The organism is Mesorhizobium sp. M0514 (assembly GCF_040321145.1).
Lineage (GTDB): Bacteria > Pseudomonadota > Alphaproteobacteria > Rhizobiales > Rhizobiaceae > Mesorhizobium.
This window is the reverse complement of the sequence record NZ_JAMYQZ010000050.1, coordinates 12,455-38,862: the sequence shown is the minus strand read 5'-3', so window position 1 is coordinate 38,862 and position 26,408 is coordinate 12,455. Positions and strand designations below refer to the sequence as shown.

The 26,408-nt window shown below is 62.1% G+C and carries 22 protein-coding genes and 2 pseudogenes; 15 read left to right on the top strand and 9 right to left on the bottom strand.

The features are described 5' to 3' along the window. Nucleotides 1-24 precede the first annotated feature (24 nt). The gene (locus NKI61_RS20395; protein WP_352840490.1) at nt 25-516 is read right to left on the bottom strand and encodes a hypothetical protein; all 492 of its coding nucleotides are present in this window, start codon (nt 514-516) and stop codon (nt 25-27) included. Beyond that, complete coding sequence (locus NKI61_RS20390) at nt 516-710, bottom strand: DNA-binding protein (RefSeq protein WP_352840487.1); 195 nt, start codon at nt 708-710, stop codon at nt 516-518. The genes NKI61_RS20395 and NKI61_RS20390 overlap by 1 nt, the downstream gene beginning before the upstream one ends. 114 nt (nt 711-824) lie before the next feature. Between NKI61_RS20390 and NKI61_RS20385 the strand changes: the two genes are divergently transcribed. The 8 genes and pseudogenes from NKI61_RS20385 to NKI61_RS20350 all read left to right on the top strand — a co-directional run bounded on the left by NKI61_RS20385 (nt 825) and on the right by NKI61_RS20350 (nt 11,490). Next, nucleotides 825-1,463 carry a hypothetical protein gene (locus NKI61_RS20385; RefSeq protein ID WP_352840484.1) on the top strand — a complete coding sequence of 213 codons (639 nt, stop codon included), beginning with the start codon at nt 825-827 and terminating at the stop codon, nt 1,461-1,463. Next, entirely contained in the window at nt 1,450-2,664 is a 1,215-nt protein-coding gene (locus tag NKI61_RS20380; protein ID WP_352840481.1) for a tyrosine-type recombinase/integrase, read from the top strand. The genes NKI61_RS20385 and NKI61_RS20380 overlap by 14 nt, the downstream gene beginning before the upstream one ends. Nucleotides 2,665-2,766: 102 nt before the next feature. Continuing rightward, nucleotides 2,767-3,393, top strand: a complete 627-nt coding sequence (locus NKI61_RS20375) for a hypothetical protein (RefSeq protein WP_031196890.1) — start codon at nt 2,767-2,769, stop codon at nt 3,391-3,393. Nucleotides 3,394-3,797: 404 nt separating this feature from the next. Further along, on the top strand, nt 3,798-4,301 hold the full coding sequence (locus tag NKI61_RS20370) for a hypothetical protein (protein ID WP_023705804.1): 504 nt from the start codon (nt 3,798-3,800) through the stop codon (nt 4,299-4,301). Between the two features lie 288 nt (nt 4,302-4,589). Further along, a complete protein-coding gene (locus NKI61_RS20365; RefSeq protein WP_352840478.1) occupies nt 4,590-7,931 on the top strand; it encodes a M10 family metallopeptidase C-terminal domain-containing protein in 3,342 nt (1,113 codons plus the stop codon). Nucleotides 7,932-8,003: 72 nt separating this feature from the next. After that, complete coding sequence (locus NKI61_RS20360) at nt 8,004-8,411, top strand: hypothetical protein (protein ID WP_352840475.1); 408 nt, start codon at nt 8,004-8,006, stop codon at nt 8,409-8,411. Nucleotides 8,412-8,445: 34 nt separating this feature from the next. Continuing rightward, nucleotides 8,446-10,183 (top strand): annotated as a pseudogene (locus NKI61_RS20355) (type I secretion system permease/ATPase). Continuing rightward, on the top strand, nt 10,180-11,490 hold the full coding sequence (locus tag NKI61_RS20350) for an HlyD family type I secretion periplasmic adaptor subunit (RefSeq protein WP_023705800.1): 1,311 nt from the start codon (nt 10,180-10,182) through the stop codon (nt 11,488-11,490). The pseudogene NKI61_RS20355 and the gene NKI61_RS20350 overlap by 4 nt, the downstream one beginning before the upstream one ends. A gap of 63 nt (nt 11,491-11,553) precedes the next feature. Here the strand turns inward: NKI61_RS20350 and NKI61_RS20345 are convergent, their stop codons facing one another. From NKI61_RS20345 to NKI61_RS20335, 3 genes are all read right to left on the bottom strand, one after another. Beyond that, nucleotides 11,554-12,987, bottom strand: coding sequence for an aldehyde dehydrogenase family protein (locus tag NKI61_RS20345; RefSeq protein ID WP_023705799.1), 1,434 nt, complete (start codon nt 12,985-12,987; stop codon nt 11,554-11,556). A gap of 116 nt (nt 12,988-13,103) precedes the next feature. Then, entirely contained in the window at nt 13,104-13,391 is a 288-nt protein-coding gene (locus NKI61_RS20340; protein WP_352840473.1) for an ACT domain-containing protein, read from the bottom strand. Nucleotides 13,392-13,404: 13 nt separating this feature from the next. Next, nucleotides 13,405-13,875, bottom strand: coding sequence for a GNAT family N-acetyltransferase (locus NKI61_RS20335; protein ID WP_352840470.1), 471 nt, complete (start codon nt 13,873-13,875; stop codon nt 13,405-13,407). Nucleotides 13,876-14,265: 390 nt separating this feature from the next. Here NKI61_RS20335 and NKI61_RS20330 point away from each other — a divergent pair, with 390 nt between their 5' ends. Next, complete coding sequence (locus tag NKI61_RS20330; protein WP_502899909.1) at nt 14,266-15,300, top strand: YeiH family protein; 1,035 nt, start codon at nt 14,266-14,268, stop codon at nt 15,298-15,300. Here NKI61_RS20330 and msrC read toward each other — a convergent pair. Next, nucleotides 15,297-15,794: a free L-methionine (R)-S-oxide reductase MsrC gene (gene msrC / locus NKI61_RS20325; protein ID WP_023730524.1), complete on the bottom strand. Its 498-nt coding sequence runs from the start codon at nt 15,792-15,794 to the stop codon at nt 15,297-15,299. The genes NKI61_RS20330 and msrC overlap by 4 nt on opposite strands. 183 nt (nt 15,795-15,977) lie before the next feature. Here msrC and NKI61_RS20320 point away from each other — a divergent pair, with 183 nt between their 5' ends. The 6 genes and pseudogenes from NKI61_RS20320 to NKI61_RS20295 form a co-directional block, all read left to right on the top strand. After that, complete coding sequence (locus NKI61_RS20320) at nt 15,978-16,874, top strand: GlxA family transcriptional regulator (protein ID WP_286439855.1); 897 nt, start codon at nt 15,978-15,980, stop codon at nt 16,872-16,874. A gap of 322 nt (nt 16,875-17,196) precedes the next feature. Beyond that, nucleotides 17,197-18,501: a M24 family metallopeptidase gene (locus NKI61_RS20315; RefSeq protein WP_352446613.1), complete on the top strand. Its 1,305-nt coding sequence runs from the start codon at nt 17,197-17,199 to the stop codon at nt 18,499-18,501. A gap of 337 nt (nt 18,502-18,838) precedes the next feature. Continuing rightward, entirely contained in the window at nt 18,839-19,516 is a 678-nt protein-coding gene (locus NKI61_RS20310) for an isochorismatase family protein (protein WP_352840464.1), read from the top strand. A 3-nt stretch (nt 19,517-19,519) separates the two neighbouring features. Next, nucleotides 19,520-20,578: an alpha/beta hydrolase gene (locus tag NKI61_RS20305; protein WP_352840461.1), complete on the top strand. Its 1,059-nt coding sequence runs from the start codon at nt 19,520-19,522 to the stop codon at nt 20,576-20,578. A 271-nt stretch (nt 20,579-20,849) separates the two neighbouring features. Beyond that, entirely contained in the window at nt 20,850-22,490 is a 1,641-nt protein-coding gene (locus NKI61_RS20300) for an ABC transporter substrate-binding protein (protein ID WP_352840459.1), read from the top strand. A gap of 231 nt (nt 22,491-22,721) precedes the next feature. Beyond that, nucleotides 22,722-23,836 (top strand): annotated as a pseudogene (locus NKI61_RS20295) (hypothetical protein); the annotation flags it as partial. Between the two features lie 36 nt (nt 23,837-23,872). Here the strand turns inward: NKI61_RS20295 and NKI61_RS20290 are convergent. From NKI61_RS20290 to NKI61_RS20280, 3 genes are all read right to left on the bottom strand, one after another. Next, the gene (locus tag NKI61_RS20290) at nt 23,873-24,628 is read right to left on the bottom strand and encodes a hypothetical protein (RefSeq protein WP_023743642.1); all 756 of its coding nucleotides are present in this window, start codon (nt 24,626-24,628) and stop codon (nt 23,873-23,875) included. A 27-nt stretch (nt 24,629-24,655) separates the two neighbouring features. After that, nucleotides 24,656-25,534 carry a hypothetical protein gene (locus tag NKI61_RS20285; RefSeq protein ID WP_023715255.1) on the bottom strand — a complete coding sequence of 293 codons (879 nt, stop codon included), beginning with the start codon at nt 25,532-25,534 and terminating at the stop codon, nt 24,656-24,658. Between the two features lie 63 nt (nt 25,535-25,597). Beyond that, nucleotides 25,598-26,380, bottom strand: coding sequence for a hypothetical protein (locus NKI61_RS20280; protein ID WP_352840456.1), 783 nt, complete (start codon nt 26,378-26,380; stop codon nt 25,598-25,600). Nucleotides 26,381-26,408 lie beyond the last annotated feature (28 nt).

Here is a 26,408-nt window from a genome sequence, read left to right as displayed (position 1 = left end):
ACTGTCGACCACTTAGGCTCCTCATCATTTCACCCTGCTCCTAACGTTCTCAAGTAGTCGCTCATGCCATATGAAGCGGTCTTCGAAGCGGAGGCCGGGCCTGCTGATCTCGATAGGCCAAATATTCTGCCAGTTCGAGACGACGTTGCTAGTGGCCAGATCGACGACTTCAACAATGCGATCGGGTGCGACGCACCCGAAGTAGATGAACCAGGTTCGGTCACTGGATCCATTGACACGTCGCAGGGCGTCTACCGTTTCCTGGGTGACGTTAGTTGCAGCCCACCCCCGCCACTTGTGAAGGTCCGCTTCCGGCACGTTAACTTTGAGCCGAAAACGTGCCTTGTCCAACGCTGAGCCTGCGAGGCCATGACCACTTTCGACTTTCGACGAGGTTAGCCAAACACCAACGAGGCCGGAGCCTCTCCAAAGATCGGTTGGGACGTCGCCCACAGTTAAGCCATGCGCTGCAATACCGCGCAGATATTCGCCGGCCGTGAAATGATAAAGGTCCATCACTTGACCACCTCACCTGCCAAATGGGCAAGCAAGCGGCGGCGGCTCGCTACCCAGATCGCCCCGACCTTGGACGCCGGAATCTGCTTTTTCACCAGCATGTGAAAGGTCTGGGCAGGTGTCCTGTTAATCGCCGAAGCGATGTCGCGACAACCCCACAGGATATCGCCGGAATCTTTGGATTTCGCTTTCATTGGCAACTCGCAATCGTGAAACAGATTGCAGCCGATGGTAACGGATTAGAATGGTTGCGAAACGTCTAATTTTATGTCATGGGATAATTTATAAATTAGCCAGACAGGTTATCCATGATCCCAGTAACATTGAAATGGCATCACCCCCTCCGCGATGTCGTTGTCCCGGCCGGCCCAATAGATTGGGACTCTCCGGCCGATGATCAACGCCGTTTTACGCCTCTGACCGACGAGGTTCGGCCTCTCTCCTTCACGCTCACCAACCTAGAAAATCCGATCTCGGTGGCTATGGCGAATTGTCGGAACTTTCAAGATTTTCGCACCTTCATCAACCATCACGGCTTCCCCTGGGAAAAAGATAAAGCTGAGGTTTGGCAGCTGATAAGTAATACCAAGGACCTGAACCGCTATCTCGCTGCATGCTCCCATCCCCCAGCCGCTAAGCTCGAAACCGCCCTGCTCATCCGAGAGCGCTTCACGATTGAATCTGACATCCATTTTTCGCCCAGGACGGGCAATCCAGAATTGGCCGTTAAGGTCACAACGCCATTTGAGTTTATGTGTCTGGAAGTTCTCTACGCCTTCGAAGTGGGCGCCAATTTTCAGCGCTGCGAACGGTGCTCCAACGGCTTCTTGACCGGCACCGCCACAGGCCGCCGGAACACCTCGAGATTTTGCCGCGAGAGTTGCCGTCAGGCTGCGCTACGGCATCGAAACAAAGCACAGGAGGACAAGGGCAATGTCGGTAAATAAACGCAATTGGACAACGCCGAAGGGCGAGGAGAAGGCGGCCTGGGTCGTTCGATACAGCGACGCCGCCGGAGTCCGCAGACTGAAAACCTTCCGTACCAAAAAGGCAGCCGACTCCTTCGCAGCGGTGTCGGCGGTTGAAATAGCCGCTGGCATTCATGTTCCTGATGCCCAGACGGTAACCGTTGCCGAGGCCGGCAAGAACTGGCTGAAAGCCTGCGATGAAGCCGGGCTGGAACGAAGCACAATTCAACAATATGAGCAGCATTATCGAATCCATATCGCCCCGATGATCGGCACAGAGAAGTTGACGCGGATCACCGTTCCATTTGTCCGAAATTTCCAGGATCGGCTTCGTGAGGCTGGCAGGTCAGCCGCTATGATCAAACGCATCGTAGTCAGCCTTGGCGGCCTGATCGCCGATGCCCAGGGCCGTGGCCACATTATTGGCAATGCCGTTTATGACGCCTCGAAGCGTCGTCTGAATGGCAAGGCTAGAAAGGTTGAGCGCCGCCAGAAGGTAAAGCTCCGTGTCGGCAAGGACATTCCGACAAATCCGGAGATCAGGGCAATCCTCGAACACGTCACCGGGCGCTACAAACCGTTGCTCGTCACCGCTATCTTCACGGGGCTTCGCGCTTCCGAGCTTCGCGGCCTCAGGTGGGATCATGTCGATCTTGCCAAGGCGTTGCTGCACGTCCATCAGCGAGCCGACAAATTCCATTCCATCGGCGCGACAAAGACAGAGGCTGGTCAGCGCACAATCCCCCTGCCCCCGATGGCAGTGAATGTGTTGAGGGAATGGAAACTGGCTTGCCCAAAGGGTGACCTCAACCTCGTGTTCCCGAACGGCGAAGGCAACATCGAATGGCACGCCAATATTATTAAGCGCGGTCTTTGGCCTGCCCAGGTTGCGGCGGGGGTTAGAATCGATTCTGGGAAGCGCGATAGTGACGGCGCCGCGATCATGGTGGCGAAATATCCTGGTTTGCATAGCATCCGGCATTGGTATGCAAGCTGGCTGATAAATCGTCGCGTCGATGGCGGCCTGGAATTACCCATGAAGACGGTGCAGGAAAGATTGGGCCATGGATCGATCGCTATGACTGCAGATGTCTATTCGCATCTGTTCCCCAGTACCGACGATGCTCAAGCGCTTTCGGCGGCGCAGAATCAGCTTATGATCGCGGTAGGCGCGACATGACTGCGACATGGGCCGCAAAAAACCAATTGAAACAACCCGGGCGGAAACACTCTGACTCCGTTAGTCCTGGTTCGAATCCAGGTTCCCCAGCCAAGGCACGTCATGCCCACTGACAGCCAGTACATCCTCGAACGCATCCGCCAGGGATGCGTGGAGTTGTCCGATGACGAGTTCGCCATCGACAGGCTGGCAAAATATGTCGGCAACGGGAGAATCCGCTGGCATGTCGAGTTCCGGGGGCATCGCATCGAGCTGACAACCGGCCAGATCAAGAAGCAGCCTACCTTTCGCAGGAAAATCCTCGAACAGGCCGGCGTTCTGCCGCCGCAGCGTGCCGGGGCCGATTACCGGCGATGGGCACTCGATCTCAGGCGGAATGCCATCGAGCTTCCCTGGCGCGACAGGCCGGTCGATGCCGGTTTTGCCATCGACAGGCTGACCAGCCACGGCGATGGGCGCTGGACGGTGCAATATCAGGGCAAGGCGATAAAATTCACGACGACGAAACTGCGCCGGCAACTCAGTTTCCGCAAACGCATGCTGGCCAAGGCTAAGGTGCTGCCGCCGGAATTGGCCCCGCCTGCCTATCGCAAGTGGATGGACTCGCTCATGCAAAACGCCACAGAGGCGGTACCGCAGGCCGGCGAAGCTTCGGCGACGGAGAAGAGTTGGCTTGACGACCTGCCGGAGCTGGCCGGCTGGGAAGATGAAGCGCCGCCCGAGAATTGATTGGGTTCCAATGATCATGAAATCGGGCGATGCTTCTCCGGAACTGCGCGATTGGGCAGCGGACGTTCTGGGGATACATACCGATATCCAAATGCCGGCCAAAACCGCCCAGCGGTAACCCTCCCGCCAGGCCTGATATTTCCCCGGCAGGAACTTGGTCGCCGCCGAAGTCAGCGGCCGGCGCCGCTCATCAAGAGATTGCCTGAGGAGGCGCCGGCCAGGCGGGCATTGGGGTACCCGCCGACGCTACATTAGCATTAACGCATAGATTTGGTATGGCGCGAACGCGGAAGGGCGGCTGCCTTCACAGCAGCATTCCGCAATTTTTCCCAAGACCCCCAACCCGCAACGCTGCGATGGTTGGAACGCCCAGCGTTTCGGCGTGGCTTGCCCTGGAGACAATCATGACGACGTTTCTCGCCGCTCTCGCATCCGAAGGTCCCCCAGCCGACCGGGCGAAAGACATGGACCTGTATGGATGGTTGATTGGCAGTTGGGACATGGAGACGCTCCACCACCGCAACGACGGCACAATTCAGAAATGGGATGGCGAGTGTCACTTTGGTTGGGTGCTCGAAGGCCGCGCCATTCAGGACATCTGGATCAGGCCCAGGCGCCCTGCCCCGTCCACCATGTATGGCACGACCTTGCGCGTCTTCGATCCCGGGATCGGTGGCTGGCATATCATCTGGAGCGATCCGCCCAACCAGGATTACTCGCGCCAGATCGGGCGGGCCGAAGGCAAGGACATCGTCCAGATGGGCGCCGACTCGCGCGGCCTGCAGGCGCGGTGGCGGTTCACCGAGATCACCGCCGCCAGCTTTCACTGGATCGGCGAGGAGAGACGAGCGGAGAGCGACCCCTGGCGCGTGACATATGAGCATTTCGCGCGCCGAACGGGATCCTGAAGCACGCCTGTGCATTCAGCCCCTCGTGCCTACGGGCGAGGTACGACCATAGATTAGCGATAGCTCAATTAACACCAAACCAGGATCTCAAATCGCCGGTACAAGCGCGCCCAAGAACCTTCATATGTACTGAGCGCGAACTGACGCTAGACAAGTGAAAATTCCAATAGCATTGTTGGCACTGGGACGGGGCTCGACCGGCAAGCGCAGAGGATGCTTGTCGGTGGTTGGCAACTGCTAAACCGTACAGCCGTAATTGCCACGGCTGCGAGACCAAGGAGCCCAAGGATGCCGAACCCAAGCCAAACCAGCGATCAATGGTGGGTCAACGACCAGACGCCGGACAACCCGTACGGCAAAAGCGAAGATTACGGAGCCTTCCTCACCTATCTTGGAGCGCTGGACCGGTCGATAACGCCGGCGATCGCGGCGGGAACGCTGAGGATCAATGTCTCCGAGCTCAATGACCATCCCGAATACAAGGCCGCCGCGATCGGCGCCTTGCAGATGTGGGCCAGTGTCACCCCGTTGAAGTTCGAAATCGTCGACAATGCACCATACAACAGCGCAACGGACTGGATGCAGGTTGTCAGCCCCGAACTGGGCGAAGAGGACGACGGCAGCGCCTATTCCAACGACCGCTATGTCAGCATCGGCCAGCGTTTCCACGACACCGAGGTCAACAAGACGGATATTGGCGGCTATGTCTTCGATTCCTTCATCCATGAATTCGGTCATGAGTTCGGGCTGAACCACCCCGGGCTCTACAATTACAGCGGCCCAGGCGGCGTACAGATCAATTACCTGAACAATGCGACCTGGACCTACGACCGTCAGCAATACAGCGTCATGTCCTATTTCGACGGGATCGATGTCGGTGAAACCAGCCGCTGGTCGGCGTCAACGCCGATGATGGCCGACATCGAGGCTGTCATCCGCCGCTTTTTCTCCACCGTCGACGAGAACGGCGTGCGCACCTATCAGCATATCGATCTCAACACGGGCGACAACGTCTACGGCTTCGGCAGTGCCGTGGACGGCTACCGGCTGACCTCCTCGGGCATGCAGCACGATATCGGTTTTGTCATCCATGACACCGGAGGAACCGACACGATCGACTTCTCCGGCTCGACGGCCGGCACGATCCTCGATCTGCGCGCCGGGCAGTTCTCCAGCGTCAACGGCCATAGCAACAATGTGTCGATCTTTGCCGGGCACAACGCCGACGGCACGGACTATTACATCGAGAACGGCATCGGCAGCAGCTATGACGACGTCCTGATCGGCAATGACGGAGCCAACGTGCTGGATGGCCGCGGCGGCGGCGACCGCATGGCCGGCAATGGCGGCGACGACACCTACTTCGTCGATTCTCTCGACGACATCGTGCGCGAGGAAGCGAATGGCGGGAATGACACGGTCGTTCTGCTGAACCGGAACTTGAATATCCGGAAAATCGCCAACGTCGAACACATCATCTACGCCGACGAGTCGACACTCCAGCCTGGAGACGGCGGCACCGAAACCGCACCGACCATCGGCGACAACACGATGACCAGCGTCATCTTCGGCGACAATGGCAACAATACGCTCGACGGCGGCGCCGGCGACGACACGATCTTCGGTCAGGGCGGCGATGATCTCATCATCGGCGCCCGCGACTCGCTCGCCAGCCGCGACATCAACAACACCATCGATGTCGCCGACCTTCCAGACCAGACCGAGAGCGACGACGGCAATGACACGCTCTATGGCGGCCGCGGCAACGATACGATCCTCGGCGGCCAGGGCAACGACATCCTCGACGGCGGCGACGGCGACGATACGCTGAGCGGCCAAGATGGCGTCGATATATTCAGGGGCGGCGCCGGCGTCGACACGGTAGACTTCAGCAAGGAGAGCCCCTTCCAACTGCTCGTCAACCTCGAGACGAACGTTGCCAATGGCGGCACCGCCACCGGCGACACCTTCTACAGCATCGAAAACCTGATCGGCTCCGATGACCGCATCGACCGTTTCATCGGTACGTCGGCGGCAAATCATTTCTGGGGCCGGGGCGGCGGCGACTATTTCAACGGCGGCGGCGGCAACGACATACTGGATGGCGGCAATGACGGCGACATCCTGTACGGTGAAGCCGGCAACGACACGATCATCGGCGGCGCCGGCCAGGACTATCTGGATGGCGGCGCCGGCATCGATACGGTCGTCTACGAAGGCAGTTCCGCCGGCGTGACGATCGACCTCGCCAATGGCACGGCCAATGGCGGCGACGGCGATGGCCCGGTGCAGATCGTCGGGCGCGGCACCGTTATCCGGCACGACATCCTGGTCGGCTTCGAAAACGCCGTCGGGTCGTTCTTCGACGACCATCTCATCGGCAACGCCCAGGCCAACAAACTTTCCGGCGGCGCCGGCAACGACACGCTGACCGGCGGTGGCGGCGCCGATATATTGAATGGCGGCGCCGGCAGCGACACGGCGGACTACGCCGACGCGGCCAGCGGGCAAAACCTCAAACTGGGTGGCGGCAAATCCGGCGGCGACACCTATATCTCGATCGAAAATCTGGCTGGCTCGGGCTTCAACGATCACCTGACCGGCGATGGCGCGGCCAATGTGCTGACCGGCCAGGGCGGCGCCGACAAGATCGACGGCGGCGGCGGCGATGACACCCTGCTCGGCGATTTCGCCTATCAGGGCGATGCTCCGCCACGCCCGGGCATGGGCACCGGCTACGCCACGCTCGGACCGGACGCGACCAACAATTCGGTCTCGACCGCCTTCGACATCTCGAACAACTTCTCGCTGACCGCCGACCCCGACATCTTCGATTCGACGACCACCCTTCACACCACCGTCAATGCCACCGGAAACGGCTTGGGCGGATATTACAGCATCAACCTGGCGGCCGGCACGATCATCACCATCGACATCGATGGCATTGCCGACCCCAATGTCCATGACAGCATCGTCAGGGTGCTGGACAGCGATGGCAATATCGTCGCCCAGAACGACGATGGCGGCAACGACCCCGGCTCCAACAACGGCCGCGATTCGAGCACCAGCTTCATCGTTCAGGAAACCGGAACCTACTATATTGTGGAGGGCGAATGGTCGGACTCGGCTCCTGGCGATGGCTGGGTCGAATCCGTGCCGGAGGGCTCGACTTACAAGCTGAACGTGTCGGTCGAATTCCCGCCGGCACCAGCTCAGCCGGGCGTTACGGGCGCCGATACGCTCAACGGCGGCGGCGGCAGCGACCTTTTGGATGGCGGGCTGGCTGCCGATACGCTGACCGGCGGCGCCGGCGACGACTATTTCCGCTTCTCGACAGAACTCGGGAACGGCAATATCGACTGGATCAAGGACTTCAAGGTCGCCGACGATACGATCCTGCTGGACAACCTCATCTTTGCCAGCGTTGGCGGCGACGGCGCCCTCGCCCTGGGCTCATTCTACAAGAGCGCAGCCGGCGCTGCTCATGATGCCGACGACCGCATCATCTACGACACCGACAGTGGAATATTGTCTTACGACGCCGATGGTTCCGGACAGGGAGCGGCCGTTCAGTTTGCACACCTGAACACAAATCTGGATCTTTCGGCTGCAGACTTCATTGTCATCTAACGCGTTGCCGGGAGGGGTGCCGTCAGGCTCTCCTCCCGCATACCCCAGCGCAGTGAAAAGGGAGAGGACGCGATGACCGACCGCCGCACAGTGTTAATGGCCGCCGGAGTTGCGGCAGTCGCCGCGGCCACCGGGGCGGCGGCAGCGCAATCGCCAGATATTCGCGCAACCGATATTCGCGGCGCCGTCACCTTTGTGGGCGGCAAGTCTATCCCGGAAGGTCATCTCGAGATCTATCTCGATGATCCCGCCATCCACGACAGTGGGCGACGCCGCGCCGCCAAAACCAGCCTCAAGAGCGAGGGCGGCTCAAAGACGATAGAATTTTCCTTGCCCCTGCCCGCAAGCTCGACCGCTTCACCAACGCTGCAGGTCATTGCGCGCCTGGAGCGTGCGGACGGCCGGCTGGTGGCGCGGGGCAGCGCGCAGTTCCAGGCCGGCCTGCCCGTCCATGTCACACTCAAGGCAGTTATCTATTGAAGGGCGAGATGCCATATCCTGATTGCGAGCCTGCATGCAGCTGACGCCATCGACGCCGCTTACGCTGGTCGGAATCCTGGCGTCCTTTCGACGTGCGTTTTCGGGCATCGTCCTGATGAGCGGGGTCGTCAACGTGCTGACCCTGACCGGCTCGTTCTTCATGCTGCAAGTCTATGACCGCGTCGTTCCGGGTCGCAGCGTGCCGACGCTGGTCGGCCTGGCGGTGCTTGCGGGAACATTGTTCGTGTTTCAGGGCGTGCTGGAGTTGATCCGCTCTCGCCTCATGGTTCGGCTGGGACAGGGGCTGGACGCAAAGCTGAGCCCGTCGGTCTATTCGGCGCTGATGCGCCTGCCGCTGCGCGCCAAGCCTTCCGGCGACGGGCTGCAACCCCTACGGGATCTCGATCAGGTCCGCTCCTTTATCGGCAGTGCCGGACCGACCGCTTTGTTCGACCTGCCATGGATGCCGCTCTACATCGGCATCTGTTTCATTTTTCATTTCTGGATCGGCGTTACCGCGCTTGCCGGCGCCGTTGTCCTGTTTGCACTGACGCTTCTGGCCGAATTCCGGACCCGCGGCCCGACAAGGATCGCCGGACAGCACGCGGCCGTTCGCAGCACGTTGGCCGAGGCGACAAGGCGCAATGCCGAAGCCATGCAGGCCATGGGTTTTGGCGGGCGTATCGCCGAGCGGTGGTCTGCCGTCAATGCCGAGTACCTGAACGCCCATGCGGCGGCCAGCGATGTCGCGGGAACGCTTGGCACGATTTCCAAGATCCTGCGGTTGATGCTGCAATCGGCAATGCTGGCGATCGGCGCTTATCTGGTCATCAAGCAAGAGGCGACCGGCGGCATCATGATCGCAAGCTCGATCATGATGGGCAGGGCGCTGGCTCCGATCGAACTGGCGATAGCGCATTGGAAGGGTTTTCATTTCGGCGCGGCAAAGCTGGGCACGCCTGAAGCAGCTTCTGTCCGCGCTGCCGGAAGGCGCAACCGGCGTGACCCTGCCCGCGCCTGTCAGCGCGCTGGCGGTCGAGAATGTCAGTGTCGCGCCGCCGGGCGAACGCACGCCGGTGGTGTGGGATGCAAGTTTTTCACTGGCCAAGGGAGCAGGCCTGGGGGTCATCGGCCCGAGTGCTTCCGGCAAATCATCGCTGGTGCGTACGCTTGCAGGTGTCTGGCTGCCGGCGCGCGGCGCCGTGCGGCTGGACGGAGCGACGCTTGACCAGTGGCCGGCCGACGAGTTGGGCAAACATATCGGCTACCTGCCGCAGGATGTGCAGTTGTTCGACGGCACGATTGCGCAGAACATCGCCCGCTTCGACCCGGATGCGTCATCCGACATGGTGCTTGCGGCAGCCAAGGCCGCCGGCGTGCATGATCTCGTCGTGCATCTGGCCGACGGTTACGACACGAAGGTTGGCGAAGCCGGCGCCTCGCTGTCGGCGGGGCAACGGCAGCGTGTCGCCCTTGCCCGCTCTCTCTATGGCGATCCGTTCATGGTCATCCTGGACGAGCCGAATTCCAATCTCGACTCGGAGGGTGAAGTGGCCTTGTCCGCAGCGATCCAGGGCATCAGGGACCGCGGCGGCATCGTTATCGTCGTCGCGCACCGGTCCAGTGTGCTGGCCAATGTCGATACGGTGCTGGTGATGGCCAATGGCCATGTGCAGGCCTTCGGTCCGAAGGACGAGGTGCTGAACAAGGTCTTCCGATCGGCAGCGCCGCTCAAGGTCGTTGCCGCCACGGAGCGAGGCGTTCCGGCATGAGCGAGGACAGAAGCGCTTTGCATCACCGGCAGGTCCGCCGCTATCTCGTGGCTGGCGTTGCTACCTGTCTGCTGCTTGTCGGAGGTGTTGGCGGCCTGGCGGCAGTGACCAAGATGTCGGGTGCGGTGATCGCAGCTGGCCGGCTGGTGGTCGATTCCAATGTAAAGAAGGTTCAGCATCCGACGGGCGGCGTGGTCGGCGAGATCAGGGTGCGTGAAGGCGACCGGGTCAAGGCGGGCGATATTCTGGTGCGGCTGGACGAGACGACAACGCGCGCCAATCTGGCGATCGTCTCAAAAGGTCTGGATGAGTTTTATGCACGGTTGGCGCGCCTGGAGGCGGAGCGTGACGGCAAGGACACGATCAGCTTTCCGGACGTTTTAACATCGCGGCGCGACGAAGCCGGTGTCGCCGCATCGATGGCCGGAGAACAATCGCTGTTCGATTTCCGGCACCAGGCGCGATCCGGCCAGCGATCTCAATTGCGCGAACGGATCGCCCAGTTGACGCAGGAGACCGCCGGCCTGACCGAGCAGCGGCAGGCGAAACGCCGCGAGATCGAGCTGATAGGGATCGAGCTGGAAGGGGTGCGGTCGCTCTGGCGTCGCAAGCTGATAGGGATCGAGCGGATGACGGCGCTGGAACGGGACGCGGTGCGGCTCGAAGGCGAGCATGGCCAGTTGACCGCCGGAATTGCCCAGGTGAAAGGCAAGGCGTCCGAGATCGAACTGCAGATTATCCAGATCGACCAGGACCTTCGCAGCGAGGTCGCAACCGACTTACGCGAAACCCAAGGGAAGATCTCCGAGTTCGTCGAACGCAAGGTGGCGGCCGAGGACCAGTTGAAGCGCATCGATCTGCGCAGCCCGCAGGATGGCGTGGTGCTGCAGTTGGCCGTGCATACGATCGGCGGGGTGATCACCCCCGGCGAACAGGTGATGCAGATCGTACCGGTGACGGACGACCTGACCGTTGAAGCGCATATCGCACCGCAGGATATCGACCAGGTGACGATGGGCCAGAATGCGATTTTGCGCCTGTCGGCCTTCAATCGGCAAACCACGCCGGAGCTGACCGGGACGCTGTCGCGGATCTCGGCGGATCTCACCATCGAAGAGCGCACCGGAGCAGCCTTCTATGTGGCGCGGGTGACGCTGCCCAAAACCGAGGTCGCCAAGCTGCGCGGGCTGGCGCTGGCGCCAGGCATGCCGGCCGAAGTGTTCTTCCCGACGGGCGACCGGACGATGCTTTCCTATCTGGTGAAGCCGCTGTCGGATCAGATCCAGAAAGCTTTCCGGGAAGAGTGAAGCCGCACCTTTGAGAGCTGAAGCCTCGGGACCGGCTGGTTGCCGGTCCCCAAGGGGTAGCCCCTACTCCGCTGCCTTATACCCCGCGATGCCCTTGATCTCGAGGAAATCCTCCAGCCCGTATTCGGCGTATTCGCGGCCGTTGCCGGATTGCTTGTAGCCGCCGAATGGCAGGCCGGCGTCCCATTGCGGATAGTTGATGTAGACAGTGCCGGTGCGCATGCGGGCGGCGACTTCGCGGGCCTTCTCGATATCCTTGGCCTGGATGTAGGACGCCAGCCCATAGACAGTGTCGTTGGCGGTGCCGATCGCCTCTTCCACTGTGTCGTAAGGCATGATCGCCAGCACCGGCCCGAAGATTTCCTCGCGCGCGATGCGCATGTCTGATGTGACGTCGGCGAACACGGTGGGGCGGACATAGTAGCCGCGGTTGAGCTCGGCCGGACGCCCCGGTCCACCCGCGACCAGCGTGGCGCCTTCATCTATGCCGGCCTGGATCAGGTCCTGGATCTTGTCGAACTGGATCTGGCTGACCACCGGGCCGAGCTTGGTGCCGGCCGCATCGGCCGGGCCGACGGTCAATTTTTCGGCCGCCGTCTTGGCGTAGCCGGTCGCCTCGTCATGGCGGTCGCGCGGCACGAACATGCGGGTCGGCGCGTTGCAGGACTGGCCCGAGTTGCTGAAGCAGCCGGCGACGCCCTTGCTGACGGCCTTTTCGAGATCGACATCGGGAAACAGGATGTTGGCCGACTTGCCGCCGAGTTCCTGATGCACGCGCTTGACCGTGTCGGCGGCCGCCTTGGCGACCAGGATGCCGGCGCGGGTCGACCCGGTGAACGACATCATGTCGACATCGGGATGGCTGGACAGCGCCTGGCCGACGCCCGGGCCGTCGCCGTTGACGAGGTTGAAGACGCCCTTGGGAACGCCTGCCTCGTCGATGATTTCGGCAAAGATGATGGCGTCGAGCGGGGCGATTTCCGAGGGCTTCAGAACCATGGTGCAGCCGGCGGCAAGGGCGGGGCCGACCTTGCAGGTGATCTGGTTCAGCGGCCAGTTCCACGGCGTGATCAGGCCGACGACCCCGATCGGCTCCTTGACGATCAGCGACGAGCCCTTGACGTGGCGGAATTCGAACGACTTCAGCACCTCGGCCATCTTCCGCAGATGTGCCAGGCCAATGCCGACCTGGCTGTCGAGTGCCATCTGGCGCGGCGCGCCCATCTCGCGCGATACGGCCAGCGCCAGATCGGCGCTGCGCTTCTTGTAGACCTCGATTATGCGGTTGAGGATATCGAGGCGCTCCTCGACCGAAGTGAAGCCGAATGTCTCGAAGGCGCGCTTGGCGGCCGCAACCGCCTTGTCGACATCGGCCTTTGAGCCGAGCGAAATCTGCGCGAAAGCATCTTCGTTTGACGGGTCGATGACGTCGAGTGTGCTGGGCACGACAGGATCGACCCACACGCCGTCGATATAGAACTGCAGATTGTGTGACACGGGCTTCTCCTCGGGGGATTTCTGAATTGATGGGGGCGATCGCCAGATCGTCGTATCGGGGATAACGATGGGGCAAGAGCGATGTCAAACGCAAGGGCGGGCGATTGAGCCTACGGCTACAGAAGCGTGTGCCCCGCCGCGACCAGAAGCCCCCTTGCCGCGGCTTCATCCTTGGCTTTGACGAGCAGATGGTCACCATCGAAGGTGGATACCAGAAAAATGCCGAGTTCGCTTTCCCCGTCCGGCACCCGATCCTGCAGGCAGACAACCGAAAGCTCGTCGTCGGTCCTGGTAATGCTGACGAAGCCCGGTCCTTCGGCCCAGCCGGGAATGCTGTCTTTTGCTTCGAGGCGCGAAACCGCATACCGCCCCGTGAGCGGCTTCAACCGGACCCTGACTGCCATCCGATCCTCCCTGTTATCGGCCATCACCCAGTTTCTTGCTCATATAGACCGTCATGCCGTTCATGAACGGCTCCTCCCGGTCGATCGTATAGCCATGCCGTTTGTACAACAACACATTGGCCATGAAGGCGCCGTTGGTCAGCAGGCGCAGCTCGAAGCAGCTGGCCTCCAGCGCCTTCTGCTCCGCCCGTTCCAGCAACAGCCGGCCGATGCCCCTGCCCTGCGCCTGTGGCGCGACGCAGACATTCTCGATCCAGAGATGATCGTCGGTCAGGATGGTCTCGATCATGCCGACGATGCGGCCATTTTCGATGGCGAGATCGAACGGATGTTCGGCGACCGCCTTGTCATAGTCGGCGCGCATCGGCAGCGGCTCGCGGCCGATCAGAGGCACCCATTTGGCATAGGCGGCACGCACAATGTCCCTGATGGCGGCAGCGTCCGCCGGTTGGGCCGGCCGAAACAGGATGGAAGAATTGGACATGGCAAAGGCTCCAGACATGAAAACCCCGCCGGCAGACGTCGCGGGCGGGGCTGGAACGAACGAACCGACTTAGTGTGCCGGTCTTTGTCGTCGCGCCTTGCCGCTCCGCACTGTGCAGAGGCGACGTCGCTGGGCGATGGCGAGCGAGAAAATGGACATGACGCCACGCTGGAGTGCAAGACGCAGAGCGTCAAGCTGCATAACCGAGCCAGTCATCATGTTTGCATGGCACAGGCAAGATTGAAGGCATTGCCGACCGTTCGCAAAGATCGATCATTCCAACAAGAACAATTGGAAAGATCGATTCTGGAATGACATTCTCCTGAGGTACTTGCGTGGAGAATTGCATTGTCTTCCGCCGCCCAGCTAGCGAACGATATTCCGATCAGCATGATTTCCGCCGATCTGGCCGTGGGCCGGAAGCGGCTCGATTCCGTGTGGAATGGCGTCATCCCCGGGATCGTGCTGGTAGCGATGATCACGGCTGTGGCCTTCTCGGCCCATAATGTCTCCGGCTTCGCGCTGTTCAGCCCGATGATCCTCGCCGTCGTCGCCGGCATGATCTATTCCAACGTGCTCGGCACCCCCGCCCACGCCAAGGCCGGCATTGCCTTCTCGCAGAAGCGCCTGCTGCGCTTTGCCGTCGTGCTGCTCGGCTTCCAGCTGACGCTTGGCCAGGTCGTCTCCATCGGCGCCGGCGGCGTCGGCATCGTGGCAGCCACCCTTGGCGCCACCTTCGTCTTCACCATCACGCTTGGCCGGCTGCTCGGCGTCGACGCCAAGCTGGCGCAGCTGATTGCCGCCGGCACCTCGATCTGCGGCGCCTCGGCGATCGTCGCCACCAACATCGTCACCGATGCGCGTGACGAAGATGTCACCTACGCCGTCGCCACGATCACGCTGTTCGGCACCGTCTCCATGCTCGGCTTCCCGCTGCTGGCGCCGGTGCTCGGCCTCGACCAGCACGCATTCGGCCTGTGGGCCGGCGCCTCGATCCACGAGGTGGCACAGGTCATCGGCGCCGGCTTCCAGAACGGCGCCCAGTCCGGCGAGATCGCCACCGTCGCCAAGCTTACCCGCGTCGCCATGCTGGCGCCGATGGTCGTCGCACTCGGCCTGATCGCGCGCCGCAAGAGCAATGGCGATCGCCCAAGCGACCAATCCGCTGCGCGGCCGCCGATGCCGTGGTTCGTCGCCGCTTTCATTGCCGTCGTGGCGCTGAACAGCCTGGTCGCCGTGCCGGCCGAAGTGAAGTCGGCCATGGCGTTCGCCACCACCATCATGCTGACCATGGGGCTCGCCGCCATGGGTCTGCAGGCCAACATTTCGCAACTGCGCTCGCGCGGCCTTCGCCCGCTGGCGCTCGCCTTCTGCGCCTTCCTGTTCATCGGCTGCTTCAGCCTGATGCTGGTGAAGTTCGCTTAATCCTCGAACGAACTCGCCGCGACATAGATCGCGGCAAGCGCCTCGATGCCGGCCTGGTCGTCCTTGTCGAAGCGGCCGGGCGTCGGGCTGTCGAGGTCGATCAGGCCGAAGACGCCGTCACTGTCCCTCAGCAGCACGACGAGTTCCGAGCGCGAGTCGGCGTCGCAGGCGATGTGGCCGGCAAACTCGTGCACATCCTTGACCAGCATCGACATTTCGAGATCGATCGCGGTGCCGCACACGCCCTTGCCGACGGCGATGCGCACGCAGGCCGGCTTGCCCTGGAACGGTCCGAGCACCAGTTCCTCGTCGGAGGCCAGGAAATAGAAGCCGGCCCAGTTGAGATCGGGCACCATCTGGAAGATCAGCGCCGATGTGTTGGCGGCGTTGGCGACGGAGTCGCTCTCGCCTTCCAGCAGCGCCTTCAACTGGGTGGCCAGTTCGCGGTAGAAGGCTGGCTTGTCGGTGCTGTCGATGGTCTGGGCCGCAAACATGGCGTCGTCTCCATTGCCGGCGGGGCAAAAAGCCCCTTACATTTCCTGTCTGCCACCAATGACGCTCCCAGGAAATACACAATTGTGAATACCGACCGTGCCAGCCAAACACACGACCGGGCGCAACCCGCAGCGAGCGAAGGTCCCCTCACCTTCGCCGTGCTGGTCTTTCCCGGCTTTCCGATGATGGCGTTCAGTTCGGTGATCGAGCCGCTGCGCGCCGCCAATGTGCTGGCCAAACGCGATTGTTACCGCTGGGTGATCGTCGGCGCCGACCAGGGAACGGTCGAGGCGTCCAACGGGGTTGTCATACAACCGGGATTCTCAGCCTCCAGCGCACCGAAGGTCGACCGCATCGTCGTCTGCTCCGGCGGCAATGCGGACTTGCTTGTCGCGGAGTATGCGGTTGCCTGGATCCGCAGGAGCCTGCGCGCCGGCGCCCATATCGGCGCGGTGGCCGACGCCGCCTTCTTCCTCGCCAGGGCCGGCTTGCTCGACGGCCATGCCTGCACCTTGCACTGGACCAGCCAGGCGGCCTTCACGGAGGCCTTCCCGGATATCGAGCTTCGGCGCGATCTCTATGTCATCGACCGCAAGCGCTTCACCTCGGCCGGTGGCGTCGGCAGCCTCGACATGATGCTGGAGATCATCACCAACGATTATGGCGGCGAGCTCGCGGCGGGCGTTGCCGAATGGTTCGTGCACAGCCCTTTGCGTTCGAGCGTCGACCGCAAGCTGATGCCGCTCAGGCTGCGCACCGGCGTCCAGAACGAACTGGTGCTGTCGGCCATCGCCATCATGGAGGATGCGGTGGAAGAGCGGCTCGGCATGACGGAGCTGGCGGCAAGGCTCGGTGTCTCCTCCGACAAGTTGGAGCGCAATTTCCGCGCCCAGCTCAGCATTTCGCCCAATGCATATTACCGGCGGCTCCGGCTGCGGCGCGCCGCCGACCTGTTGGCCCATTCGACGCTGATGGTGCGAGACGTGGCGCTGGCCTGCGGCTTCGCGTCGATGTCGAGTTTTGCCAGGGCTTTTCGCGAAGAGCATGGCCACGCGCCGAAGGCGATGCGGCGGCATTAGGGGGCGCTGCGCGCTAACGCGGTGAGATGCTGGCGGGACAGCGCCCCCCTCTGTCCTGCCGGACATCTCCCCCACACGGGGGGAGATCAGATGTCGCCTCGGCTTTCGCCAATCACCAACGTTGCAGCGAGCGGGACGCGAAAGCTGCTAATCTCCCTCCTTGTGGGGGAGATGTCCGGCAGGACAGAGGGGGGCGCGAAGGATCGCAACATTGCCCTTTGTATCCATGCCCTTCTTGCGGCATTTCGCACGACATCTGCGGATTCTCGCACAGACATTTTTCGGCGGATGGCTATGGTCTAGCCCTTCAGGAGGCGCACCCATGAGCATCGTCGTTTTCGACCCGGACAGCACCGAGGATGTGGATTTCAAGGACCGCATGCGCCACCCGGTCGCGGCCGACTCCGCCGGCGGCATGTGGCTGTCGGATACCGAGCCGTCCTTCATCGATGCCGACGCCTTGCGCAAAGGGCGGCTGGCGAAACTGCGCGGCTGGATGCGCGAGGCGGGCTATGGCGGCGTCGTTTTGTTCGACCCCTACAACCAGCGCTATGCCACCGGCTCGCGCAACATGTTCGGCTATTTCCTGCGCAACTCGACGCGGTATTTCTTCATCCCGACCGACGGGCCGATCGTGCTGTTCGAATACCCGCAGAGCTACCATGTCTCGATGGTGCTCGACACGATCGACGAGGCGCGCCCGTCCAAGCTGGTATGGTCTTCGGTCTCGGGCCGCGACGACGAAACCGCCGGCCCCTTCGCCGACGAGATCGCCGAGCTTTTGAAGAAACATGGCGGCGGCTCGATGAAGCTCGGGTTGGACCGCTGCAGCCATTTGCAGGCGCTGGCGCTGGAAAAGCGCGGCTGCGAGGTCAAGGATTGCCAGGGCGAGATTTTGGCGGTGCGCGCGGTCAAGACGCCTGAGGAGGTCAAATGCCTGCAGGTGTCGATGGCCGGCGCGGAAGCCGCTGTTTATGCCGTGCGCGAGGCGATAAAACCCGGCGTTTCCGAAAACGAGCTGTTCGCCATCATGTATGGCGAGGTGATCCGCCAGGGCGGCGAGTTCATCGAGACGAGGCTCCTCACCTCGGGCCAGCGCACCAATCCGTGGTTCAACGAGGCCAGCGGCCGCAAGATCCGGCCGGGCGAGCTTCTGGCGCTCGATACCGATACGATCGGCTGCTATGGCTATTATTCCGATTTTTCGCGCACCTTCCGCTGCGGGCCGGGCAAGCCGACCGACTATCAGAAATCGCTTTACCGCATGGCGCACGACCAGGTTCAGCACAACATTTCGATCGTCAGGCCGGGCATGGCGTTTCGCGAAATCGCCGAAAAGGCGTGGAAAATCCCGGACCGTTTCGTCGACCAGCGCTATACCTCGGTGATGCACGGCGTCGGCATGCATGGCGAGACGCCGTTCATTGCGCACGCCATGGACTATGAAACCTATGGCCGCGACGGCATTATCGTGCCCGGCATGGTGGTGAGCGTGGAAAGCTATATCGGCGAGAAAGGCGGCCGCGAGGGCGTCAAGCTGGAGGACGAGATCCTGATCACCGACACCGGCACCGAGCTTCTGTCGCGCTTTCCCTACGAGGATGAGTTTCTGGAGAAGCAGGTTTGATCGCAGCGTCCCTCACTAACGTCAGCGCGGTATCGCAAACCTTCGGGAATAGTCGCGGCAGCTATGCCTTCGTCATCCTAGGGCGAAGCAAGGAGCGCAGCGACGCGGCGCAGACCCTAGGATCCATGCCGGGACTCATCCGCGCCGCAACGGTGCAAGTTCTGCTCCGCCGCACCCCACGGCCAACCTCACGGAATGGATCCTCGGGTCTTCGCGACGGAGCTTCGCTCCTGCTTCGCCCGTGGATGACGAAGGTGGGGAGGCACCCGCTAATCGCCACCGTTTGCGTCGACACGACCCGAGCGGCGTTGGCGACGACAGGCATAAGCCTATCCGCATGAAAAGCCCCATCTCGATCAAACGCGGCACGGTCGCCGCGGCGTTCATCGACCTCCAGGAAGAGCATCGGCAGGACAAGCGCTATCTGGTCGGAGGTTTTGGCGAGGTGCTGGCCAACGTCCAGCGCCTGCAGGCGGCGGCGCGGCGCAACTTCGTGCCGCTCTATCACTGGGCCTATGTCGTCGATACCGCCAAGGCGCGTCCGTTCCATCCGCTCGACGCCGACGGCAAGTCCGCCTTTTCCGACAAGAGCGATCCTCTGACGGAAATCTGCCCGGAAGTGGCGCCCGCGGCCGGCGAGACGATGCTGGTCAAGACGCAGGCCAGCGCCTTCGGCGCCGGGCCTGCCGCAACCGAACTCAAGGCGCGCGGCATCGAATGGCTGATCGTCGCCGGCGTCTGGACCGAGGCCTGCATCGACGCCACGGTCAAGGACGCGGTCGCATCCGGCTTTCGCGTGCTTCTGGTCAAGGATGCCTGCGGCAGCGGCAGTGCCGCCATGCACCAGACCGCCATCCTCAACCTTGCCAACCGGCTCTATGGCGGCGCCGTCACCAACACGATAGACGCGTGCCGGCTGATGGCGGGCGACACGGTCAGCGCCTGGCAGGTCGAGGGTTCGGTGCCGCTGCGATTCACCTTTGAAAACGCCGAACGGCTCTACGGCGAGCTCTGAGAGATGGGCACCGCCCACAAGCTCAAGACAGCCAGACGGGGCAAATACGCCACCCTGCTCGACCCGGCGCTGTGGGATTATATCGACCTGGTCAATGACTGGTTCCCGCCCGAAATCGCCGAACTTCCGATCGCCGAGCAAAGGTCGGTCTATGATGCGATGTGCCGCGCCTTCCATCAGGGTTATCCCAACGGGGTTTCGGCCAGCGACGGCATCATCGCCGCCGATGCAGGACACGCCATCCCGATCCGCTATTACCGGATGGCGGGCAAGCCCGTGCGCGCCGTCATCGTCTACTATCATGGCGGCGGCATTGTCCTTGGCGGGCTCGACAGCCATGACGACATCTGCGCCGAAATCTGCGCCGGCACCGGTTTCGACGTTGTCTCGGCCGACTACCGGTTGGCGCCGGAACATCCCCACCCGGCCGCCTTCGACGACGCGCTGACCGTGTTCGAATGGGCGGCGGTGACAACGGACCTGCCGATCGTGCTCGTTGGCGAAAGCGCCGGCGGCAACCTTGCCGCCGCGGTCGCGCACGCGTCGCGCCGCCACCTGCGCCACGCGGTCGGCCAGGTGCTGATCTATCCCGGCCTCGGCGGCGACGAGAGTGCCGGCTCCTATGTCGAACATGCCGACGCACCGCTGCTGACGCTGCGCGACATCGCGTTCTACCGCACCATTCGCGCTGCCCCGGCACAGTCGCCCGACGACCCGACTTTTTCGCCGCTGAGCGACAATGACTTCTCCGGCCTGCCGCCGACTGTCATCATCACCGCCCAATGCGATCCGCTGTCATCGGACGGCGAGACCTATCGCGACCGCATCGTTGCGGCAGGCGGCCGCGCCTGGTGGTATGAGGAGCCGCGGCTGGTGCACAGTTTTCTGCGCGCCCGCAAAAATGTTCCGCGCGCCGGCGAGGCGTTCGTGTGCACGCTTGCAGCCATCGCCGCCGTCGCCGTGCTCGGCAAGAACGACGAAGCGCTGATCTCCCCCCTCGTGGGGGAGATGGCCGGCAGGCCAGAGGGGGGCGCGAAGGATCGCGGCCCTTCAATATCCTAAATCAGCGCAACGATTATCTGTGAAGATACTCCAGTCGGCAGACGGGATGGCGGGACAGCGCCCCCCTCTGTCCTGCCGGACATCTCCCCCACAAGGGGGGAGATTGGCAGTCTACCTCTGCGGAGCAGTGCACAAGAATTGCGGAAAAGAGAACATTTCCCTGGGTGGGCCCGCTTTATCATCACCTGCTCAGGCAACGGCGCGCCCGATGGTCGCCTCCGCCCCCAGCGGAGACGGACCGTCGGGGCGCCCAACAAAAGAGGGAACGACGATGAAATTCATGCTGACCGACCGCAATTTGCACCCGCAGGCGAAGCCCGTTGCCGACGATTTCAGGAAAGGCGGCGTCAACCGGCGCGAATATCTTGCCATCATGGCCGGCTTCGGCGTCAGTGCTGCCGGAGCGCTGGCGCTGGGCGGCCTCAGCGCGTCGCCTGCCCGGGCCCAGGAGCCGAAGCGCGGCGGCACCTTGCGCGTCGCCATGAACGTCAAGGGGTTCAAGGATCCGCGCATTTTCGACGGTGTCGAAATGTCCAATGTGGCGCGCCACTGCAACGAATATCTGGTGCGCTGGAACCGCGACTTCACCTTCGAGCCGTGGCTGCTCGAAAGCTGGGAAACCAGCGACGACGCCAAGACGCTGACGCTGCATGTGCGCAAGGGCATCGCCTGGTCGAATGGCGACGCCTTCAACGCCGATGACGTCATCCACAATCTCAACCGCTGGTGCGACGCTTCCGTCCCCGGCAATTCGGTCGCCGCGCGCATGGGCGCGCTGGTCAATGCCGACACCAAGAAGCCGGTCGATGGCGGCATCGAGAAGGTCGACGATTTCACCGTAAAGCTCAATCTGCCGAAACCCGACATTTCGCTGATTGCAGGGATGGCCGACTATCCCGCGCTGATCATGCACCGCTCCTATGAGGGCGGCGACGATCCGATGAAGGCGCTCGCAATCACCACCGGCCCTTGCGAACTGGTCAGCTGGAAAACCGAGACCAGTGCTGAGGTGAAGCGCAAGGACAAGCCCTGGTGGAAGGGCGACTTCTACCTCGACGGCATCAAATGGGTCGATTACGGCTCCGACCCCAACGCGATGCTGTCGGCGTTCGAATCCGGCGAGATCGACACCGACCATGAGACCGCGTCCGACGCCGTGTCGCAGACCGAACAGATGGGCTTGTTGAATTCCGAGATCGCCACCGGCTCGACCATCGTTGCCCGCTTCAATGTCGGCAACGCGCCTTATGACGACGTCAAGGTGCGCCGCGCCGCCCAGCTTGCGGTCGACAATTCGGCCGTGCTGGCGCTCGGCCTCGGCGGCCGCGGGAAGCCTGCCGACAATCACCATGTCGGCCCGATGCACCCGGAATTTGCCGATATCGGCCCGGCCAAGCGCGACACGGAACAGGCCAAGAAATTGCTCGCCGAGGCCGGCAAGACGGACCACGAATTCGAGCTGATCTCGGTCGACGTCGAATGGCAAAAGAGCACCGGCGATGCGATCGCCGCGCAGATGCGTGAGGCCGGCCTGAAGATCAAGCGAACCATGCTGCCCGCCGCGACCTTCTGGAACGACTGGAGCAAATACCCCTTCTCCACAACCGAATGGCTGGGCCGCCCGCTCGGCGTCCAGGTGTTGGCGCTCGCCTACAAATCGGGCGCCGCCTGGAACGAAAGCGCCTATGCCGACAAGGAATTCGACACGCTTCTCGACAAGGCGCTGGCAACGCCGGACGCCGCCCAGCGCAAGGAGATCATGGCCAGGATCGAGCAGAATCTGCGCGATGCCGGCATCATCATCCAGCCCTACTGGCGCTCGGTCTACCGCACCTACCGCAAGGGCGTGCAAGGCTGCGAACAGCACCAGTCGCTGGAACAGCATTTTGAGAAGGTGTGGCTGGAGGGGTGATCGTTCTAGGATTAAGGTGGCCGGCGCTGCGTTTAAAGCCGCGCCGGCTTGATCGCGCCACTACCTGCGCCAAAAGCTAGTTAGACAGCAAGCCCCTCGTGCTTTTCGTCAATCGCTCTAACTCGAGCCTCATAAGGCTCCCACGGGTTACGATAGAACGACATCATGTGGTCTATCGCGTAGGAACTTTTTTCTAGTGCCGTCTCCCTTAGCAGTACTGACATGGCGGAATGCGAGCGCTCGATCCGGCTTTCGGGCGAAGCCGGCACGGCGCCGCATCCGGCGATCCTGCACCTGCATATCCATCTGCTCGAGATGTCGACGCAGCCGGAACGCGGCATGCGCTCGGCGGACCGGCTCGGCACCATGTGCCCCGATGCCGGCCACATGAACCATATGCCGGGCCATATCCATGTGCTGTGCGGCGAGTACGAGAAGGCAAAGCTGGCCAGCGAAAAGGCGGTGCGCGCCAACGACCTCTACCTCGCCTATGCCGGTGAGACGACCTACTATCTGCTCGGCTGCTGCCACGATTTGAATCTGATGATGTTCACCTGCATGTTCCTTGGCCAGTACCAGCCGGCACTGTGGGCGGCTGACAAGGTGCGCAGCCTGGTCACGCGCGACGTGGTCGCCATCCAGGACCGGCCAAAGCTGACGCAAACAGTGGAGGGCTATCATGCGATAAAATCGCATGTGCAGGTGCGCCTGGCAGGAGATCATCGATGAGCCGATGGTGGACGAGCCGGCACTTTATGTGCTGGCCGCCGCCATGCAGCACTACGCCAAGGGCGTCGCCCATGCGACGCTCAAGCAATTCGCGGCAGCCGAGCGTGAGCGCGAAAATTTCCGCAGGCATGTCGAGAGCATTGCGCCCGAGCGGCGCTTCCTCAGCAACCCGGCACGGGCCTCGCTAGCCGTCGGCGCCGCCTTGCTCGATGGCGAGTTGGCCTACCACCAGGGGCAGCATGACGACTCTTACGCCCATCTGCGCCAATCCGTCGAACTCGACGACAATCTGTCCTACACCGAGCCCTGGGCCTGGATGCACCGCCGCGCCATGCGCTGGCGGCACTGGTCCTCGACCAGGGCCACACTGACGAGGCCGAGCAGGTCTATCGCGACGACCTCGGCCTGAGCGGCAAGGTCCAGCGCTGCGCCCACACCCCGACAATGTCTGGTCGCTGCACGGGTTGGTGGAATGTCTGAAGCGGCGCGGCGAGAGCGTGGAACTGCCGGGGGTGCAGGAGAAGCTCGACGTAGCACTGGCCAAGGCTAATGTGGCGATCACGTCGTCATGCCTGTGCCGGACGAGACCGCAGGCGGACCGTAGCTGCTGTCGTTGAGAGGGCAGCCAACCGACCGAAATCGGCGACTTTCGCTCACGAGAAAATCTCAGCCAGATCGTCGATGCTGGTGCCTTCCTTGAGCTGTCGCAACTCCACATACATGACGACGATGGCGATCGATACCACCAAGCCTTGGGCTGTATCGACCAGGGCGTTGAGCAAAAAGCCCAGTGTCAGACCAAATGAGAAAAAGAAGGCGTTCGCCCAAATATCCACGGTGATTGAAGGCACGAGCACGACAAGCCAGATGCACAGCAACGGCCAGCGGCTGCCTTTGGTCAGGTCGCGGCTGCGTTGCATGCTGGCGAACACGCCACGCCCTTCACCGACAATTACCGGCGTCGTGACCGACCAGCGCGCCAGCAGCAACAGTCCGGGAACGATGATGAGTACCAGGCCCAGCCAGAAGGCGAATGTGATCAGGATCGAGGCGGCGCTTGCCGGTAGCAGAAGCGCACAGGCTGTTCTGATGCAATCGCGTGCCGACGGCCGTTCGCCGCGCAGATCCATCAGGGCCGCTCGCGTCAATGCCGCCTGCATGAAAGCCCCCAGCACAAAAAAGCCCAACGTGAAGATTGCCGTGATCGTCAACCGTCGCATCGAGTATTCGGGCTCTACCGACCCAACGGATACCCAGAACCAGTAGGAAAATCCAAACTCCGGCAAGGCGTATACGAACAACGCCACTCCCAAGCACAGCACCGGATTGCGCCGGATAATCGCGAACGTATCTCGGAGAACCCTGCCGATGCGAAATTTGCCTGGCTGCTCCGGCGTCATCGACGTCACGATTGCCCTACCCCGGTCGATGTGCCGTTACGAAAAAATCTGCGCCAGTTCGTCGACGCTGGTGCCTTCCTTGACCTGGCGCAGTTCGACATAGGTGACGGCAATGGTCACCGACAGCATCGTCGAAAAGATCGTCGACACCAGAGTGCTGCCAATCGCTCCGACCAGGACACCGACACCGGTGACGCCGCCGGCGGTGGCGAGCGCCAGTCCGAAAAACAACGAGAACACCGCCTGGATGAGCATCGCCGCCACGCCAATGATCAGCAGCAGCCAGAATATCGACCAGCGGCTGCCTTTGGTCAGGGCACGGCTGCGCGATATCGAGCCGAACACGCCAAGCCGCTCCTGAACCGCAATGGGCACGGAAACCGATACGGAAATCAGCCACATGAAAGCGGGAATAAACGCCAGGGCAAGCCCGATCAGCCACCCGATAGGGGGAATGACCCAGGCGATGAAAACCATCACAAAAACAGCCACCACCAGAGTGACAATGATCAGAATGCCTATGCCCAGCGTGGGCAAGAAGCTGCGCAATGCTATCTGGATGCAGTCGCCGATGACCGGCCGCTTGCCGTTCAAATCCTCGATTGCCGCCCTGACAAGCGCCGCTTGCACCAGCAAGGCCAGAACGAAAATGATCAAGGAAGCGACTATCGATAAGCCCGAGTAGTCTCCCATGGCCGACGTTTCGAAAGCGGCGGCGTTCCCGGCGCTGTCGACGTTCACCAATGTAGCGACCCGGGACAGGTTCCAGAGGTTGTACAGCAGTGCGGGCAGGGTTGAGAAAAGTCCGACGACCACAGCAAGGAAACCCAGATTGCGGCCGATGACCGCGAAGCTGTTGCTGAAAACCCTGCCGATGCGGAATTTTTCCGGTCGGTCCTGCGCCAGTGACGTCACGATGCCTCCTGCCCTGGCACCCGCCTTGACCTGACCGGGTCAAGGCGGTGCAAACCCGTCGGCTTACGAGAAGATCTCGGCCAGTTCGTCGACGCTGGTGCCTTCCTTGACCTGGCGCAGCTCGACATAGCTGACCGCGGCGGCGACCGACAGCAACATCGACATCACGCTCTGCACCAGTGCCGCCACGACAGTAGCGACAATGTCGTGAAACAGGTAGACAAACACGCCCACCGCGCCCTGGATGACCATGCCGATGATGATCAGGACAAGGAACAAGCCGAAGAGCGACCAGCGGCTGCCCTTGGTCAGGGCGCGGCTGCGCGACATCGAGCCGAACACGCCGAGCCGCTCCTGGATCTGAACCGGTATCGCAACCGACCAGCCCAGCCACAAGATGATGCCGGGCACCAGCAACGCAAGCGCGGCTAGGCCTGCGCCCAGGCCGACGAGCAGGCCGATCGCCAATGTCGGCAGAAAATATCGGATGGCTATCTGCAGGCAATCGCCCAAGGTCGGCCGCTTGCCGTTCAAATCCTCGATTGTGGCTCGCACGAGCGCCGACTGCAGCACCAGTACGAAAAGGGAGGCAATGAAACTGGCCGGGAGCGTCACCCAAATGTTGCTAAACACCAGGGCGGGGTCGGCCGCAGCGCCGGGATTGGCCGTCAGGAGCGCCTGCATGCGCGATTCGGTCCATAGCCGAAGAATAACTGCCGGCACCCCCGCAAACAGCACCGAAAGCCCCACGAAAAGTATGACGTTGCGGCCGATGACGGAGAAGCTGTTGTTGAAGACCCTGCCGATCTGAAATTTCTCAGGCCGTGCAAATGTTTCCGAAGTCATGATGCGCCCCCTGTTCCACCGCCGAATA